Below are 18,750 nucleotides of genomic sequence, written 5' to 3'. Positions count from 1 at the left end.
AATGTATTTTAAATTATATTTACTATCCTAAATTTGTAATTACTATGAAAATAACTAACTTTATTTAATAATAGTTAATTTAACTACTAAATGGTATAATTTAAACATGGTAGGATTTTTAGAAAAAAGAATGCAAAAAGCACTTGAAAAAGTGTCTAAAAAAATAAAATTAGAAGAAGCAGATTTAGTAGCAGTTACTAGAGAAATAAAAATGGCTTTATTAGAAGCCGATGTTAATTTACAAGTTGTGAAAGAATTCATTAAGAATGTAAAACAAAAAGTTTTAGATCAAGAATTAATTGGTAAATTAAATCCATCACAACAATTTATCAAAATATTACATGAAGAATTAGTTTCTATTTTAGGTGACAAAGTAAAAGAATTTAAAATAGAAAAGAAACCTTACATAATTATGATGTGTGGTTTACAAGGTTCTGGTAAAACTACAGCAACTGCAAAATTAGCTTATTATTTCAGAAAGAAAAAACACGTTCAAAAACCACTTGTGGTTGCAGCTGACATTTATAGACCGGCTGCTGTTGAACAATTGGTTACTCTTGCTAAAAGTATTCAAGCAGATTACTACGAGCAAGGTGTTAATAATCCTGTTTCTAAAATTGTTTCGAACGCTTTACAATATGCAAAAGATAATGATAATGACTTAATTATTTTAGATACTGCTGGTCGTTTATCTATTGATGAACCATTAATGAATGAATTGCTTGAAGTTAAGAAAATCGCTCATCCTGATGAAATTTTCTTTGTAGCCGATTCATTGAGTGGTCAAGATATAATAAATGTTGCAAAAACCTTTAATGAAAAATTAAAATTAACAGGTTCGATAATTACAAAACTTGATTCAGATGCAAGGGGTGGAGCTGCGTTTTCATTAAGATACATACTTAATTTACCAATTCGTTTTACAGGTACAGGTGAAAAAATTGGTAATTTAGATTTATTTTACCCAGAACGTATGGCTGATAGAATTTTAGGTATGGGTGATGTTATGTCATTAATTGAACATGCTCAAGATAATCTAGATCAAGATAAAATGACCAATATGGTTAAAAAGATTTTATCTGGTAGCTTTACTTTAGATGATTTAATGGAACAAATTAAACAAGTTAAAAACTTAGGTAAGTTTTCAAAAATACTTAAAATGCTTCCTGGTAACTTATCTTCAAAAGTAAATGAAGATCAAGTTGAAAAAGCGGAAGAAAAAATGAAAGTATTTCAAATTTTAATTTCTTCTATGACTAAAAAAGAAAGAAATAATCCTAAATTACTTAGACAAGCTTCAAGAAAAGAAAGGATTTTAAAAGGTTCAGGAAGAACTCCACAAGAATTTAATAAATTATTAAGTGATTTTGATGCTATGGTAAAACAAATGAGCGAAATGGCTAAAAGTTTCAAAAAATCCGGTGGTTTCGGTGGATTTGGAAGTGGTTTTGGATTTTAAAAAGGGTATTTTGCCCTTTTTATTTTATTAATTTAAACTTTTAAAAATCATAAAACTGCAAAAAACTTTTTTAAATTTTTTTTATGTGTATAATATTGGTATGAAAAAAGCGTTACAATGAGACTTTATGATTATTATTAACGAAATTATGAATAACAATATTATTATTCACATTCGTTAGTTTTATCATTAAAATTTTGTTGTACTAATTACGTATGCATAACAGATTTTAATGTATAAATTGAAATCTGTTATGTCTATAGAGGAGCTACTAGTATTAGTAATCAATTGAGCTGGCAAGCGTTGATATTGATGAAAGGATATAGTGGCCGAAACTGAGTTAACGGCAGTTAAGTCAGTTGGTAGAAAAGCATAAAAGATTTCTACTCTTTGGTTAATCCATTGGTGCTATAGACTTACACTTCTTTAAATTATTGAAAAATAATAAAAAAGTTTTGTATGGTTATATAGCCTATACAAAGCTTTTTTCATATTCAGATAAAAGTAAAATAAAAGGAAATAAAATGAAAAGAAAATATTTATTATTAGGTTCATTAGCTAGTTTATCTAGCTTAGGACTTGCAGTCGCATGTGGTACGACTGAATCACAAAATAACAATGGTGGAAGCAATACATCATCATCAACTTTAGGTAATTTTGATGTTTTATCAAAAAATGGTATTTATTCTTCAAATTATAATTCACCATTTTCATATAGCAGGAACCGTTTTGATATGAGTAGTTCATATGGTGGTTTCACTTTAACAAACGAAGATACAACATTTGGTAAATTAGTTGAAGTAAAAAGTGAAGGTAAAGCAGAATACACAGAAGAAAATAAAAGAAACTCATTCGGTGCTGTTACAGAAACAATTACAAAAATTACAAAACCTTCAACATGACATTATGAATTAAATGTTGCTGATGCTGTTGTTTTAACAGTTGATAACCAGGAATATACATTTGATAACGATGATGCTGAAATTATGCCAAATCCTGGAAAAGATGGGTTGTATTCATCAATGTGAGTACAAAAAACAAGTGCAAATGAACGTTCAATTAACTCACAAAACTTCTTTGACAAACTTAAAAAAGCTACTAAAGTTTCGACAAGAGTTAGAGATAATGTTTACTGAGTAAATAACAAAGGTGAAAAAACTACTTACAAAATGAGTGCAAATGACTATTATGTAGGGTTTTTAAGAACTTACTTATCAAACGATACTTCTTTTAGACGTAGTCACGGTGGTTCATCTGAGTTAGATGCTGCATCAAAAGCTTTATACACAAAAAATGGAGCTAAATTATTCGAAGAAAAAGATGCTTACTCAAACTCTTATTTATTTGATTTATATAAAATCGATATGAAAAAACTTCTAAACGAAACAGAAACAGTTACTAACAAAGATGGAAGAAGTTACTTTAACGTTTCAACAAGTGGAGATGATGCGTTAGTTTACGAATGATTTACAAATAATTTCATCGGTTCATACGAATACGCACCTGCTCCAAGTGCTTACATTAATGAATTAAACGAAAGTGGTAATCTTCCTGATTTCGCTACTGATTCAACATTAACTACAGAAGTAAAAACAGAAAAAACAAACTTAGTTAAAAATGCTAGTGATTTAGCTAAAAAAGCTGGTGTTTACTGATACGGATTTAATGAAAAATCTTCGTTATTCTCAGGAAAATACTACTACGAAGGATATAATGGTAATACATTTACTGCAACATATAAAATTAATAACCATTATGCTTTAGAGTCATATTACAATGATCCAACAACAATTAAAGAATTTAGAAGTGTTTACGTTCAACAAACTAAAGAAGGTAAACAATTTGAAATAGACCAATTTAACAACTATAAATCAGGTTTAGTTTCTACAATTTCATACTCTAACTTACCAGAGTCAAACAAAAAAGAAGTTAATGCTAACCCTAAATTATTCGGTGTTTCAAAACAACAATCATTAAATACAGATCACAGTATAGGGAATATATTCTCAACATTAGTACCACGTGCTAAAGAAGCACAAGGTGGTGAAACTTATGTTAACGAAGCGTATTCACAACTTGTTTGAGGTAAACCTTTATCTGAAATTGAAGCTGGTACAGCTAAAAATGTTTTAGAATACACAACAACAGGTATCGCAGGGGAATTTAGAAATATTTTAACAGCCGCAGTTAATTGATCACACATTACAACAGTTATGTCACCAACTGAAGAATCAGTTACATGATTATCTACATTAGCACCTGATTCATCAATTAATAGTGATGTAAACGATACAACAGTTGAAACAAACAGTCCAAGAGATAACTGAAAATTATTATCAACACTTTTCGTTGTTGATAATGAAACAAATCAAAAAGTTGATTTAGGTGGAACAATCGGTACTGAATTAGACCCAACAGAATCAGAAACAGCAGGTTCAACAGATAATGATAAATATAAATCAGGAGCATTTGTTGAATTACAAAAAAGAATGAAAGCATTACTTGATAAATTCTATGCCGCTCACCCTGAATTAAATGGACAAAAAATTGAATTTAAATTACTAAAAAGATATAAAAACTACCCTCAAACTTACATTGAAATAGTTAAAGGTCAAATCGAAACAATTAAAGCTTTAGATGAAAGATTAGCGCCTACATATGTTGAAGAATTACAAGATGCTCAATTCTACGCATACTGATTAAAATCATCTTCACCAGTTCATACAGCGGGTTGAGGTTATGACTATAAATCAATCGGTTCAGGTCTTGATGGATTATCATGAGGAATGGGTAAAGCTTTCCCAATCTTAATGAATGTTTTAGGTAGTGAAACATACAAACAAAAATTATTAAGTTCATATCCAACAATTGTTAAAGCTGCAACAAAATTAGGTGAATTCTTAGAACATAACAAAGAAACTATAGTACTTTCAGTTGAACCATCTAAAGTAAACTTATTAACTAACTCAGAAATAGATGACTTATCTGAATTATTAGGTTCACAAAAATTCAATGACCAAGGTCAATTAGTTGACTTAACAACTGAAGAAGTAGCTACAGGTAAATTTAAAGATGGTTACACAATTTCAGCTCAATTCTTCTCATGATTAAATAACGGTGATTCTTCAGCAACTAAATTTACAAAGAAAGAATTATTAGAATTAGCAAGAGAATTTACTAACCAACAAGGTACAATTGTTAAATTATCTACAAAAGTAACTAAAAATTCATTTGTTACAACAATTTTAAACACAAACTATGTCTCACCAGTTGATCAATTAAACTACGTTGATTTAACAAAATTAAGAATAGTAAAAAATAAATAATTAAAACTAAAAAACAATTAACCACAAGATAGGTTAATTGTTTGTATTTTAAAATAAAGCAAAGGAAAAAATGACAAATTATATATTAAAACGTATTGGATTTGCTATATTAACCCTGCTGATTATTTTAGTAGTAGTATTCCTACTTGTTGCTCAGTTTAGTGAAAATCCATTTGCTCAAAAGGCAATTGGACAGGCTGACGGAACTGGTTCAAGTGGAAACGTGGAAAAACTAAAACAATTATATGAGCAGTCGGTTAAATATCATTTCTTACCAAGTGATTGAAGTGGTAAATATGATTTACACTCAAATGAATGAATTACATATAAATTAAACCCTGTAACTCGTTTTGGTTACTGAATAAATGATTTATTTACAAATTCAAAACATCCATTTGGATTACCTTTTGAAGAAACAATCTTTACAAGATTTTCTGCTAATTCAATACCTCAAATATTCTTCAAATATTTAAGGTATTCTGTAATTATTACAGTTCCTGCATTTATTGTTAGTGCTCTTATTGGTATAACACTTGGAATTATCTCAGGATACAAACGTGGAACAATGTTTGATACTGCTATTAATGCATTTTCACTTTTATTTATAGCATTACCATCATTCATTATTGCGCCAATTTTAATTAGTATTCTTCTTAAATTTGGTGTTACACCAAAATTCTTATTACCAACAGACACAGAACATACAAATACCCAAATATTTTTATCATGATTACCACCAATGGCAATAATTACATTAGGTTCATTATCAGTTTATATAACTTATACAAGAAATCAAATTATTACTGTTTTAACTTCTAATCATGTATTAATTGCTAAATCTAAAGGTTTAAGCAAAGCAGAAATATTCTTTAAACACGTTTTAAGAAATATTTCAATACCGCTTGCAGCATTATTAATTCCATCATATATTGGACTACTTAGTGGTGGAATTGTTATTGAGCTATATTGATCAGTTCCAGGAACTTCTCAAGTTCTTGCTCAAGCATTCCCAACAGGTGAAATTAATATTATTATGTTTAATACTTTATTCTTCACTTCGTTAGGTATATTTACATCAATATTAGTTGATGTTTCATATACACTTTTAGATCCTAGAATTAAATATAATTCTGGTTCTAACCAAAGTAGATTAGTTCTACTAAAAAGAACTTATCTTAGAAATAAAGAATTTAAAAAGAATTTATTAGATATGAAAGGAGTTAGAAATGACAGCTAAAGAATTTGAATCAAAATATAAAGTTTCTTTAAATGGTATTGAAAATCCATTTGAATTTTCACAAAATACAAATGTATTCACTAACGTTGCTGGAAAACCTAAAAAAATCTTAATTGAGATTTTAAAAAGATTTTTTATGAGTTGACCTTCAGTTTTATTCTTAATAGTTTTCTTAGTTGTGTTTTTAATTTCTATTATAGTTACAGTAAATTCACAATATAGTGCTACTGAAAGCGTTTCAAAAATACAACTAAATTTAATTGGTGATAAAATTGGACAAACAACAAATTCAGGTTCATCATTTGATAGTTCCTTACCACCTTTATATGCCGATCACTATGTTAAGTTAGGTGATACAATTAGTGATGACGTATTTAAAAGTACAACTAATGCATATGCTAAAGCTACAAACTTCAATGGTTTCTTTGGTGAGCAATTCTTAAATAAAAATATTAGTAAAACAATTAAAGACGATACATACATTGATGTATATAAATTATTTGAACTTGATAGTGTTTTCATTGTGTTCAATTACTCAGGCGTTCCAAGTAATTTAACTAATGCTCAATATCAAGAATTATATAACCAAGCTTTACAAGCTAACCCACAAATATTTTTAAACACAATTTTAGGTACAAAAACAAGTGGTGTTGATATTTGAACTCAATCATGAGTTGGTACTTGAAAAGCAGTTAGGTTAGCTATTATTGTAGCTACAATTCAAACAATTATAGGTGTTGCAATTGGTTCATATTTAGGTTTCCATGTTGGTAGTCAAATTGACACAATTATAATGCGTATAATTGATATCTTTTCAGCGCCTCCAACACTTATTTGATTACTGTTATTTGTTTCTTTATTCGGAACAACAGATTTAACATTAGGGTTTGCACTTATTTTTGTTGGATGAGTTGGTTCAGTAGGAAGAACAAGATTATTTATTATCACAGTTAAAGATTCAGAATTTATTAAAGCTTCAAAATCTGTTGGGGCATCAAAAGCAAGATTGATTTATAGACATGCTTTACCAACAATTATTGGTAAAATTGCAACAGGATTTGTTGAATCTATACCATCAATCATTCTATCAATATCTTCATTAGCATTCTTAGGATTCTTTAAAGCGGAATCAGATATCAACTTAGGTCAAATTATTTCACAAGCACCATCAGAATCAGGTGTTAACATTTGAGTATTATTATTACCATCATTAATTTTATTATCAATCTCAGTATCATTACACTTTATAGCATTAGGAGTGCACGACGCTCTTGATCCAAAAGTTATTAGAGCAAAATAGGAACATTATGAAAGAAAAATTATTAGACATAAAAGATTTGAGAGTAAGTTTCAAATTAAAAAGAAATAAATTTATTACAATAGTTCGTGGTGTTGATATTGAGCTAAACAAAGGTGAAATAATTGGAATTGTTGGTGAATCAGGTTCAGGTAAAACAGTTACTTCGAAATCGTTTTTAAATATAAATGAAAACGCAGTTGTTTCAAGTGAAAAAATGGAAATCGAAGGAATTGATCTTACACAAAGCAAAAAAGAAAAATTCTGACAAACAATTCGTGGGCACAAAATTGGTTATATACCACAAGATCCACTTACATCATTAAACCCTACTCGTAAAATAGGAAAACAATTAATTGATGCTTTAAATAAAAATGAAGATTGAAAAAATAAACCATATTCTGAAAAAAGAAAATATCTAGTTGACTTATTAGTCAAATTCGGTATTAATGGAGCTGAACAAGTTTTTGATATGTACCCACACACATTAAGTGGTGGTATGAAACAACGTGTTGTTATTACAATGGTTGTTGCTCTTAAACCTAGTTTGATTATTGCCGATGAACCTACAACAGCACTTGATCCAACTGTTCAAGCTTCTGTTTTAGCCTTATTTGAAGATATACGTAGTACAATGGATATTTCAATAATACTTATTAGCCACAACATTTCTGTTGTTGCTAAATTCTGTGATTACATTTATGTAATGTACGCAGGTAAAATTGTCGAAAGAGGAAGTAAAAAAGATATTTTTACAGATCCAAGACACCCATATACATGAGCTTTAATTTCTGCTATTCCAGAAAATAAAGATGATAGATTGTACTCTATTAAAGGTACACCTCCAGACATGAATAACTTACCATTAGGAGATTCTTTTGCACCTAGAAATGATTATGCAATTGAATTAGATTTCATTAAAGAACCTCCATTATTCGAAGTTAGTGAAGGTCATTGAGCTGCAACTTGATTATTACACCCGGATGCACCAAAAGTTAAATTAAGTGAAGAATTAGAAACACGTTTAAACCACTTTAGAAAGGTATTTTCAGATGGAACAAAATAATAAATCTATTTTAGAAATTTATAACTTAAAAAAGTTTTTCAAAAATAAAAATATTGTTAATAAAGCTGTTGACGATGTTTCTTTCGATCTTAAAGAAGGTGAAATTGTTGGTTTAATCGGTGAATCAGGTTCAGGTAAAACAACTATTGGTCGTTCATTATTACGTCTATATGATGACTTTAATGGTTTTGTACGTTTAGATGGAAAATTAATCTCTGGTAAAAAAATTACACGTAAAACAAATAAGTTTTTACATAAAAATATACAAATGATATTCCAAGATCCAATGGCTTCATTAAATGGTCAAAATACTATATTTTCTATATTAAAAGAGCCACTTGTGGTTAACGGTATTATTAAAAATAAAATTAAAGATATAAGAGTAGATTGAGATAAAATCAAAAACAACTTCCACTATACATTTTTAGAATACTCTCTTAAATTGAAGTTAGAAAACTTAAAAATAAATACTAATTTATCAAATCCTTTTATGAAAAAATGATCTAAAAGGCTTGATAAAATAGAATTCAACGAACAAACTTCAGAAAGTTATGATGATTTATACAATTCATATTTTTCATATTTAGACGAAAAAAATAAAATCAATTCTAAAATTATTAACAGTTTATATACAAACACAGAAAAATTATTGAATTTCTATAAAGATAAACAACAAAACTTCAGAAATGAAGAAATTGATTTTGATGAAGAAAATCTTAAAAAAGCTACAGATAGATATGTTTTAGCAAAACAATTGACTAAAAAAACTGAATCGTACTATGAATATAAGAATTTAGCTAAAGAAAATTGAACAAAATTTAAAGAAATTTTCGCAAACGGAAGAGAAGCGTATGTTGATTCAAACAACTCAACAAAAAATCTAGTTAGTGAGTTAAAAAATGAAGCAAGATTATTGTTTAATGAAGCTTATTCAAGCCCTTATATAGATATTTTTGCTTATAAAATTAAATTATATGAATTAAATAGAAACGTTTACAAGTTATTCAAGAAAAATAGAAGAAAATTAGCATTTTTAAACTACGAAGATCTTCAACAATTAATTTATCAAATTGAAGATGATTCAAGAGACTTTTTTGTAAATAATTTAAATATTGAACCGTATGATTTTGGATCATTATCTGAATATAAAAAGAAAATACGTAGTATGATTGATAAATCATTTACACTCGATATTAATAAGTATTTAGAGACTTCGACTAAAATAAAAAAAGAAACATTAACTGCTATTAAAAATTCATTTAAAGAGCTATGAGTAAGTGTTAAAAATACTACTAAACATTTCTTTGTTTCACCTAAAAAAGAAGAAAATTATCAAGCAAGACTTAACGAACTTGAAGAGTCTAAAAAAGAATATTTAGAAGCTAAGAAAGTTGCTGACGAAGAATTAGCAAAATATATTATTGAATATAAAAATAGAATTCTTAAAATAAATGAAGAAATCCAAGAACAAGAAGCAATTCTTAAAGAAGTAAAAGAACAAGAAAAAGTTTATGATAATAAATTCAAGCAAATTCATAAACAATTTATTAAGTTTTATCAAGCAAATATGATAACTAAGTTGAAAACTAAGTTAAGTAAAGTTGATAGAAAAAATAAATCTCAAATTGATAAAATTAAAGATAAAATCAAACAAAATCAAGTTCAATTGAAGGTATACCAAACAAATGTAAACACTAAAGAAAATAGTAATAATTCATTCTACATTGAATCAAAATATCTAAATAAAGATTTAAATAATATTTATATATTAATGGGTATTTCTAAATTGGAATTATTACTTAAAAATAAGGCATATTCATTTGTTTTTGAAAAAATATCATTATTCTATAGATTATTTAAACTTAATAAATTACTAACAAGAGTTGCTATTTATAAAAGTTTAGAAGATGTTGGGTTATTAAAACAATTTGCATACCGTTATCCACACGAGTTTAGTGGTGGTCAAAGACAAAGAATTGTTATTGCTCGTGCCTTAATCACCGAACCTAAAGTTATTGTTGCTGATGAACCGATAGCATCATTAGATATCTCGATTCAAGCACAGGTTGTTAACTTACTAAAAGACTTATGTAGAGAGAAAAACATCGGTATGATCTTTATAGCTCATGATTTATCTATGATTGAATATATTGCTGATAGAGTTCAAATTATGCACTTAGGTAAAATAGTTGAATCAGGTAAAACAGAAGAGATTTACAAAAAACCAATACATCCATATACAATTAATTTATTTAAAGCAATTCCGAAAATTTCGAATGCAAACGAAAAATTCAAAGGAGTTAAATTTGAACTGTCATATATGAAAGACCAAATATTCCCAAACATTCCATTTGTTCACCAAATCAAAGATAAAAACCACTATGTTTTAGGAACTGAAGAACAAGTAAAAGAGTGAACAAAATAATAATCAATATTATAAAAAAATTAACATCGAAAGGTGTTGATTTTTATTATTTTTTAAACTTATAAATCATTAAAATAATTTAAAATTCTCTTAATTCTCTTATAACTTTTAATATAGTATAATTATTTTATGGATAAAAAAAATGACAACATGACTAGAGCTGAGAAAACTAAAATTAAAGTTTTAATCGGTGATTTATGGTTAAATTGATCATATTTACTAAAAATTTTTACAAACAATAATGTAGTAATAGAAGAAAATGTTTTAGAGTATTCATTAAAAAAATTGTTTACAAAATTAATAATTGCTAGAACTGAAATAAAAGATAAACTAGAATCTCATAATACAGAGCAACAAACATCTAAAAAAGAACTAGAATTTTATGGTAAAAAATGAGAAAATTATAGTAAGTGATACTCATGGTATAAAGATAATAAAATAAGTAAAAAAAATCCTGATTTATATGAATATGCCTTAAGTAAAATAGATCTTACTGATATTTTTTCAAAACTGCCAAATGATTTAGATGTTGGTGAAATAATTATTTTTGCGATAGATTTAGTTAAGAAATATGTTGTTTATGATGAAAAAAAACATTTCAATAATGATGTTACAAAAATTTTTATTACATTTATAGAAAGACAAATTGGCAAAAAGTTAATAATTAAGAATGATAAATATGAAATTTTAAAAAATAAAGATTATTATGCTAATTTATACTCCTTTTTAGAACCTATTAATGAAAATAATGAATATAAAAGAAAATTAAACCATTTCGTTTTTAAAAATAATAGTGGATATAAAGATGTATTTTTATTTTATGTTTTGAATAAATTATTGATCAATTTAGAATTGATGTTAAACACACCTTGAACTAATTTAGTTGTTGATTTTAAACAAACAATAAATAATAATATTTACAAGGAAAATTACACACATTTTTTAAAAGATAATAAATTCAATGACTACACGGATGAAAAAAATAATACATTTAGTAAATTTAAATATATAAATCCTAATTTAATACTGGACACTAACGAAAGTCTAGATATAAAGTCTTTTATTTTACCTTTTGAATCAATTGATTTAGAAGATTTACAATGATCTTTTAGTGAATTGAAAGAATTTATGTATAAAGATGATATTTTTTTAAATAATAAAATAAATTCAAAACTTAATTTTATTGAAGCTAATTCTAATATAGACACAATCAATGATGAAGAAATTAAGTATTATTCTAAAAAAATATATAAAGAAATTGAAAAAAATGAGGTTAAAAATATTTTAGTATCAGGGGAAGCTTTATCTGGAAAAAGTAGTATATTAAAATTGTTTTTAAAAAATGTAAAAGAAAAAGATTTTATTAAAATTAGTTTTAGTGACATAAATAAAATTGAATCAAACGAAGAAAAATATAGTGAAAATTTAATTGAAAAAAGTTTAGTTAGACAAATAATGTATCAATTAGATAATAATCGTTTTGTTGGTAATACATTAGTAAAGAAAAATAAAACTCCAAAAAGAATTGTTTTTATAATTTTGTTATCTTTCATTACAGCTATTTTTCTTACTCCTTTATCTCTAAAAACATTTTATAAGTTTGATTGAAATATAAATACATTTATTAGCGAAATAATTAGTAAAAGTCATTTTGATTTTATAGTTTTAATAACTTTTGGTTTAGTATGAATTATAACGTTTATAACTTTTTACCTTATAAATAATAATTTATGAAGATTTAAATCTATTAAATTTAAAGGTAGTGAACTTAATCTAGAAACTAAAACTACTTTTTTAGATGCTAATGTTGACGATATTGTTGATGTAATAGCAAAATCTAATAAAAAAATAATAATATTTGAAGATATAAACAAACAAAAATTAGAAAGTGTGTTTCAAAAATTATTTGAAATGAATAGTCTTCTAAATTTAAGAGAAGACGAGAAAAAAATTACATTTATTTATGTTGTTGATTCATCTGTATTGAACGAAGAGTTTAAAACAAGATTTTTCGATACCATTATTGATGTAAAAAATAATTTTAAAGACATCGATAAAGATATAATATCTAAAAAAATTATCAATAAAATAACATTTTCAAAAAGAAAAAAAATTATAAAAACAGACTATCCTCTTTTTCAAAAAATTAAAAGAGATGAAATTACAAAAATTGTAGATTCTTACATTAATTATTTCTTAAATTGAAAAGAAATAAATGTTATTTTGAATGAGATAAGTAATTTTGAAATAATAACAAAAAATTTATTTATAAAAGAAATATTAGAAGATAATTCGTTGCTTAAAAATAACATTGAAAAATTAAATAATTTTATACATGACAAAGATACTGAATTAGACGATGATTACTTAAAAAAATTTGCAGTCACATGAAAAGAAATACAAAAGTTAATTATTTTTAATCCAACTAAAAAAGAATTATATGAAACTTTGCAAGAATTTGTTAATAAAACATTTTATATACCGAAGAATATTAATAAAAAATATAGTTCAGGCAAAATAGCTGATGAATTATCGGACGATTTAATTCTTGGTTTTTCTAAACATTTTTCATTTTATATAATAGACAAATTAGTTAAAAAATCTTTAATTAGATTTACGTTTTTTAAATTTTATTTGGTATTTTTAATTTCTAATAAATATTTAGAAAATGATAAAAATAGTAATTTTTTACTAAGTAATGAAAATATTATAAAACTTCGCACAATTGATGAAACAATAAAGACTCAAAACGGTTATTACTCTATCTTAAATTCAAATAAAAAAGATATTTTTGCTAGGTTAATAATTAAGGATTTACTATTTTTAGAAGAAAAATGAACAAAAAAAGAGATAATTAATATTTTTACTTCTAATAATAAAAATAATAAGTTTAAATTTATACTTTATTTTGTCTTTGGTGAATTTGAAAATGATAAAATAAATAAAATTTTTAAAAATTTAATAGAAGAAAAAATCGATCTTGCAATTAAATCATTTATTAAGAATCATTCCTTAAAATTCTTAGATGAACATTTATCAACAACAAAGGAAGATAAATCGATAAAGAAACAAATAAATGATGAATTACAATCAGAATTTCAAAATATTATTAGTAATAGTAAGACAAATGAACTTTTAATCCAATTAATATACGATGGTTATACAATGACTAATCCTGATTCATATATTATTCCATCTAAAATTGATTATTCATTAGATAATAGTAGTGATACTTGTTTTGTAATTGACCATTTATTTAAACGTAAAATTAATCAATCGTTTTTACTTAGAGAAACAAAGAAATGCTTTAATATAGAATTAACTGATATTTATGATATTTTTGATGAAGTTAATTTTGAATTTAATAAGATGGACCAATATATAAAAGAAATACAAGATTATTGTGAGGCATGATACAACGTGAATGAAAGCACAAAACCATTATTTGAAATGAAAAATTTAGATTATAAAATTAGCGAAGCGTACAATAAATTGATATTTAAAAAAGAATAATAATTAAATAAAAATAATATTTATTAATAAGGAGACAAAATGAAAGCAAAACAGTTTAAAAAACACACTGATATACCTAAAAAATATACATGAGATTTAGAAGACTTACTTAAAGGTCGAAAAATCGAAGAATTAATTAATGAGTATGAAACAGTATATCGTGAAAGAATTAAAAATAAAGATTCTAAATATGATAACTTAGAATCTTACATACAAGATGTTAAAAAATCAGAAGAACAAACATTATTGGAATTTAAAGTAGAAAACTATGTTTCAAATAAATTAAACGAAGATTTAGTTAATCCAGAAATTTTAAAATTAGAATCAGAATTAAAAGTTCGTTTTAACAAATTAAACATTGAATTTGGATCTGAGACAAACCGTTTTTATAAAAATATTGAAAAAATTAAAGAATGAAAAAATGATCCAAGATTAGCAGACTACAAACGTCATTTAGAAGATCAAATTGAAGAATACAACCATAAATTAGACGATAAAGTTGAAGAGTACTTAATTGAATCAGCATATGGCCAACCTGATCCCCATAAAGTATTTAGTATTCTTACAAATAGTGAATTAGATTATGGTTATGTTAATTTAGGTAAAAAGAAAGTTAAGTTAAACCCAACTAACTATCGTCAATTTGGTAAAAATAAAGATGAAAATGTTAGAAAGGAATCATACAAAAACTTTTGAAAAGCGTATGAAAATCACAAAGATTCGCTTGCTGAAGTTTTATTTCAACACTTTAAAGAAATTGTTACAGAAGCTAAAATTAGAAAATTCAAGTCTGCCACAGATATGTTAACAAAAGATGACAAGATGACAGATGAATTATTAAATAAATTATTCGAACAAGTCTCACAAAGTAAAGATATGGTGCAAAAATATCGTAACTGACATAAAAGATTTTACCAAGCAAAATTTAATTCAAAAATGCAAAAATGAGATTCTATGCGTGATTTAGTTAATGTTAAAACTGAATATACTGTTGATGAAATGGTTGAATTAGCAAAAGAAGCACTTATGCCATTTGGAGATGAATACAACGAACAAATTAATAAAGCGTTAACTGAAAATTGAGTTGATTATATGCCTACAGACACCAAACGTGGCGGAGCTTACAGTATTGGTGGTACTTACGGAATTGATAAAAAATATATTTCAATGAACTTTGAAGGATCATTACGTAGTGTTGAAACATTAGTTCATGAATTAGGACACTCAATGCACTCATATTTTTCAGACACAAGAAATAGTTTGGTTAATTCACAATACCCTATTTTCTTAGCTGAAATTGCCTCAATTTATAATGAATTAATGTTAACAGATCACTTATTAAAAAATTCAAATAATGATAAACTTAAATTCCAAGTTTTAGGTGCGTTAATTGATAATTTTATTGGTACAGTTCACAAACAAGTTTTATGAGCAAATTACGAATATGACTTGTATAAAGGTATTTGAGATGGAACAATTTCAGGAAGTTATGACTCAATTAGTAAAATTTACTTTGAAAATGCTAAAAAATATAATGCTAATAAATTAAAATATTCGACATCAAACACAATCCAATCAATTTATGTTCCACATTATTACTATGGATTTTATGTATACAAGTATGCTATAGGACAATTAGTTGCACTTTATTTCTTTAAACAATATAAACAAAACGGCGAAAAAGCACTTAATAATTACATTGATAATTTCTTAAGTGCTGGTGGTAGAGATTATCCTATTAACATTTTAAAATCTGTTGGAGTTAATTTGAATGATAATAATTTCTACAAAGAAGGATTTGATTTTATTGACGAAATAATTGTAGAATGAGTCAAATTAGGTAAAAAGATATTTAAAATCAAATAATTATGAGAAATAAATTAAATATTTTATGAACACATTTTAAAGAACAAAGTTTATTAAATTTTACTTCTATACGTTTTTACGTAATAAGCTCAGTTTATTTAGTTATGTATTTTTCAATTTTTACTTACTCCGTTGTTACTGGAAAAGATGATATAACAAAATGAAATAATGCCGTAACAGCTTCGGGAATAGTTACATTTGCTTTGGTTTTATTTATCCTTCTTTTCAAATGAGGTTTCTTAGAAAGAACTATTGAAAAAATGAAATCAGGTATTAACTCAAGTAATAAAAGTAGGATTGAATACAGAGCTAAAAAAATGAACGAAACAGAAAGAAGAATATTCCTAGAAAATAATAAGAAAAAAGAAATTGAAAAAGAAAATAAACCAACAAAATCAAATTATCCATTTTATTTTAACTTGATAATTTACAGTTTAAGTCTAATTTTAATTGCTGTCGTATAGAAAAAAACACAAAATAGTTAAAAAATAATTGTTTTGTGTTTTTTATATAAAAAAATAGCTAATAGTTTGTTATAATTAAGAAATATATTCCGTTATTAAAAACAAGGAGATGACAAAAATGGAAAATGTTAAAATTTTTGCATTAGGTGGTCAAGACGAGAACGGAAAAAACAGTTACGTTTTTAGTTATAATGATGATTTATACATAATTAATTCAGGTGTAAAAATTCCTATTAATTCAAAAAATGGTGTTGATACATTAATACCAGACTTTACTTTTTTAGAAAAAAATAAAGATAAAATTAAGGGAATTTTCATTACAGATATTAGAAATGAAAGTTTTTCCGCGTTGCCTTGATTGCTAATGAAAGTGCCAAATATTAGAATTTATACTTCTTTTTTAAACAAACACTTCATACAAGAAAGACTTCAAAAATACAATATAAAATTGGATAAATTCCAAATAAAAACAATTACCGAAAGAACAAAAATAGGATCTATTATTGTTCAACCTATTTCTCTTCCGGGATCAACTCCAGGTAATCTTGGTTTTGATTTTATTACCAAGAGTGGTGATTACTTATTCATGTTCAACTATGTCGAAGGTGATTTAGGAATTTTTGGTAAAACATGATTCTACCACTTATCAAAACTTTTCGGTAAGCGTAAATTAAATGCAATTGTTAGTGATGCAGGTAGATCTAAAACAAATGGTAAAGCAATTGATAAACTTAAGTTGCCAAGTTATATTGAAGACGCATTTAAAAAATCAAACTCAAAAAATAAAATTGTTATTGGTGCATATTCAGAAGATGTTGTTACTTTACAACAAATAATCGAACTTGCTAAAAAGTACAATAGACCAATTATTCCTTATGGGAAAAATTATGCTGATATACTATTTTTAACTAAACAATTTTTAGAAAAAGGTTATCCGGATTATCAATTCCCAGAAATTTTAGACTATAAATTAATCAACAAAACAGATAATGCTGTAGTATTAGTTACAGGTTCAATTGAGAGACTATATTCACGTTTTGTGAGAATAGTTTCAAACGATGATGTTTATATGAGAATTAATAAGAATGATACTGTAATAATGATGGCTCCTCCGGTAAATGGTTTAGAGTCTGAAGCAGCTCAAACTTTAGATGAGATAGCAAAAGTTACTTCGAATTTAATTGATGTTCCTGATAATGAATATTTCTATTGTAGACCTTCAAGAGAAGATATTTTTAGTTTAGTTAAAAATCTAAAACCAAACTATTTTATACCTGCTCAAGGTTTATATAGATATTTAATTGATGTTTGTGATTATTTACAATTAGAGAATAAAAACACTAATTCAATAGTTCTTTTAAATGGTAAGATAGCACACTTTGAAAATGGTAAGTTAATTTCGCATAACGGTAAAGTTAAAGAGGTTGGCGACACAATTATTGATGGTTTTGGAGTTGGTGATATTTCTTCGGAAGTATTAGCCGAAAGAGAAGTATTAGGTCGTGATGGAGTAATTATTATTAATTCATTATATTCTCCAAAAACTAAAAAAATAGTTGGTAAACTACATATTAATTATGTCGGAATCATCAATAGTGACGAATATGATAGATTTGATAATCTAATTAAAGAAGTTATTATTGATTTAATCTCAAATAGAGAGTATGCAAATATGCGCGAGCTAAATGAAAGAGTAAGAAAAACAATAAGAAAAAGAATTTTTAAACTAACAGATAAAGACCCTATGGTTGCTTTCACACTTACACAGGTAAATTAAAATGTTAAAATCTAAATTACTTAATCTATTAAAAATGCCTTATTTAGAAGAATTAAATAATAAAAATAATAGAGAGGTATTTTATAAAAAAATAAGCAAAATTAAACTTACTATATCTATAGTATTATTTATTTTGCTTTTTATTTTCTTTGTTTTATTCAGTGTGGGAGTTTTACCAACATTTTTGAATTGAGTTTATATTTATACTTTTGGACTCTTGTTTGGTAACACAATTATTTTTTTACTAGCAGGATTAACTATATTTTTTGTCTTTGAAATTTATTTTAATTTTAATCAAAATAAAATACTTTTTTATTTTG

10 protein-coding genes and 1 riboswitch are annotated in these 18,750 nt (G+C 25.6%); all 10 genes read left to right on the top strand.

Translation table 4 applies throughout. The features are described 5' to 3' along the window. Positions 1–106 precede the first annotated feature (106 nt). The 10 genes from ffh (at position 107) to HTZ87_RS02840 (ending at position 18,430) form a co-directional block, all read left to right on the top strand. Positions 107–1,459 carry a signal recognition particle protein gene (ffh, locus tag HTZ87_RS02885; protein ID WP_174893057.1) on the top strand — a complete coding sequence of 451 codons (1,353 nt, stop codon included), beginning with the start codon at positions 107–109 and terminating at the stop codon, positions 1,457–1,459. Between the two features lie 252 nt (positions 1,460–1,711). Continuing rightward, a riboswitch (Lysine riboswitch) is annotated at positions 1,712–1,878 on the top strand. Between the two features lie 105 nt (positions 1,879–1,983). Beyond that, the gene (locus HTZ87_RS02880) at positions 1,984–4,785 is read left to right on the top strand and encodes an OppA family ABC transporter substrate-binding lipoprotein (RefSeq protein WP_174893056.1); all 2,802 of its coding nucleotides are present in this window, start codon (positions 1,984–1,986) and stop codon (positions 4,783–4,785) included. Positions 4,786–4,855: 70 nt separating this feature from the next. Continuing rightward, positions 4,856–6,022, top strand: coding sequence for an ABC transporter permease (locus HTZ87_RS02875; protein WP_174893055.1), 1,167 nt, complete (start codon positions 4,856–4,858; stop codon positions 6,020–6,022). Beyond that, complete coding sequence (locus HTZ87_RS02870) at positions 6,012–7,322, top strand: ABC transporter permease (RefSeq protein ID WP_174893054.1); 1,311 nt, start codon at positions 6,012–6,014, stop codon at positions 7,320–7,322. Before HTZ87_RS02875 ends, HTZ87_RS02870 begins: the two co-directional genes overlap by 11 nt. Before the next feature lie 7 nt (positions 7,323–7,329). After that, positions 7,330–8,385: an ABC transporter ATP-binding protein gene (locus HTZ87_RS02865; protein ID WP_174893053.1), complete on the top strand. Its 1,056-nt coding sequence runs from the start codon at positions 7,330–7,332 to the stop codon at positions 8,383–8,385. Then, entirely contained in the window at positions 8,372–10,810 is a 2,439-nt protein-coding gene (locus HTZ87_RS03555) for an ATP-binding cassette domain-containing protein (protein ID WP_174893052.1), read from the top strand. Before HTZ87_RS02865 ends, HTZ87_RS03555 begins: the two co-directional genes overlap by 14 nt. Positions 10,811–10,939: 129 nt before the next feature. Then, entirely contained in the window at positions 10,940–14,323 is a 3,384-nt protein-coding gene (locus HTZ87_RS02855; protein ID WP_174893051.1) for a hypothetical protein, read from the top strand. Positions 14,324–14,362: 39 nt separating this feature from the next. Beyond that, positions 14,363–16,189 (top strand): oligoendopeptidase F, encoded by a 1,827-nt coding sequence (gene pepF, locus HTZ87_RS02850; RefSeq protein ID WP_174893050.1) that lies wholly within the window; start codon positions 14,363–14,365, stop codon positions 16,187–16,189. Between the two features lie 2 nt (positions 16,190–16,191). Next, the gene (locus HTZ87_RS02845) at positions 16,192–16,653 is read left to right on the top strand and encodes a hypothetical protein (protein WP_174893049.1); all 462 of its coding nucleotides are present in this window, start codon (positions 16,192–16,194) and stop codon (positions 16,651–16,653) included. A gap of 118 nt (positions 16,654–16,771) precedes the next feature. Continuing rightward, positions 16,772–18,430 carry a ribonuclease J gene (locus tag HTZ87_RS02840; RefSeq protein WP_174893048.1) on the top strand — a complete coding sequence of 553 codons (1,659 nt, stop codon included), beginning with the start codon at positions 16,772–16,774 and terminating at the stop codon, positions 18,428–18,430. The last annotated feature ends 320 nt before the right edge of the window (positions 18,431–18,750 follow it).

Origin of the sequence: Mycoplasma sp. OR1901 (genome assembly GCF_013348745.1) — a bacterium.
Lineage (GTDB): Bacteria > Bacillota_I > Bacilli_A > Mycoplasmatales > Metamycoplasmataceae > Mycoplasmopsis.
This window is presented reverse-complemented; position numbering and strand designations above follow the sequence as displayed.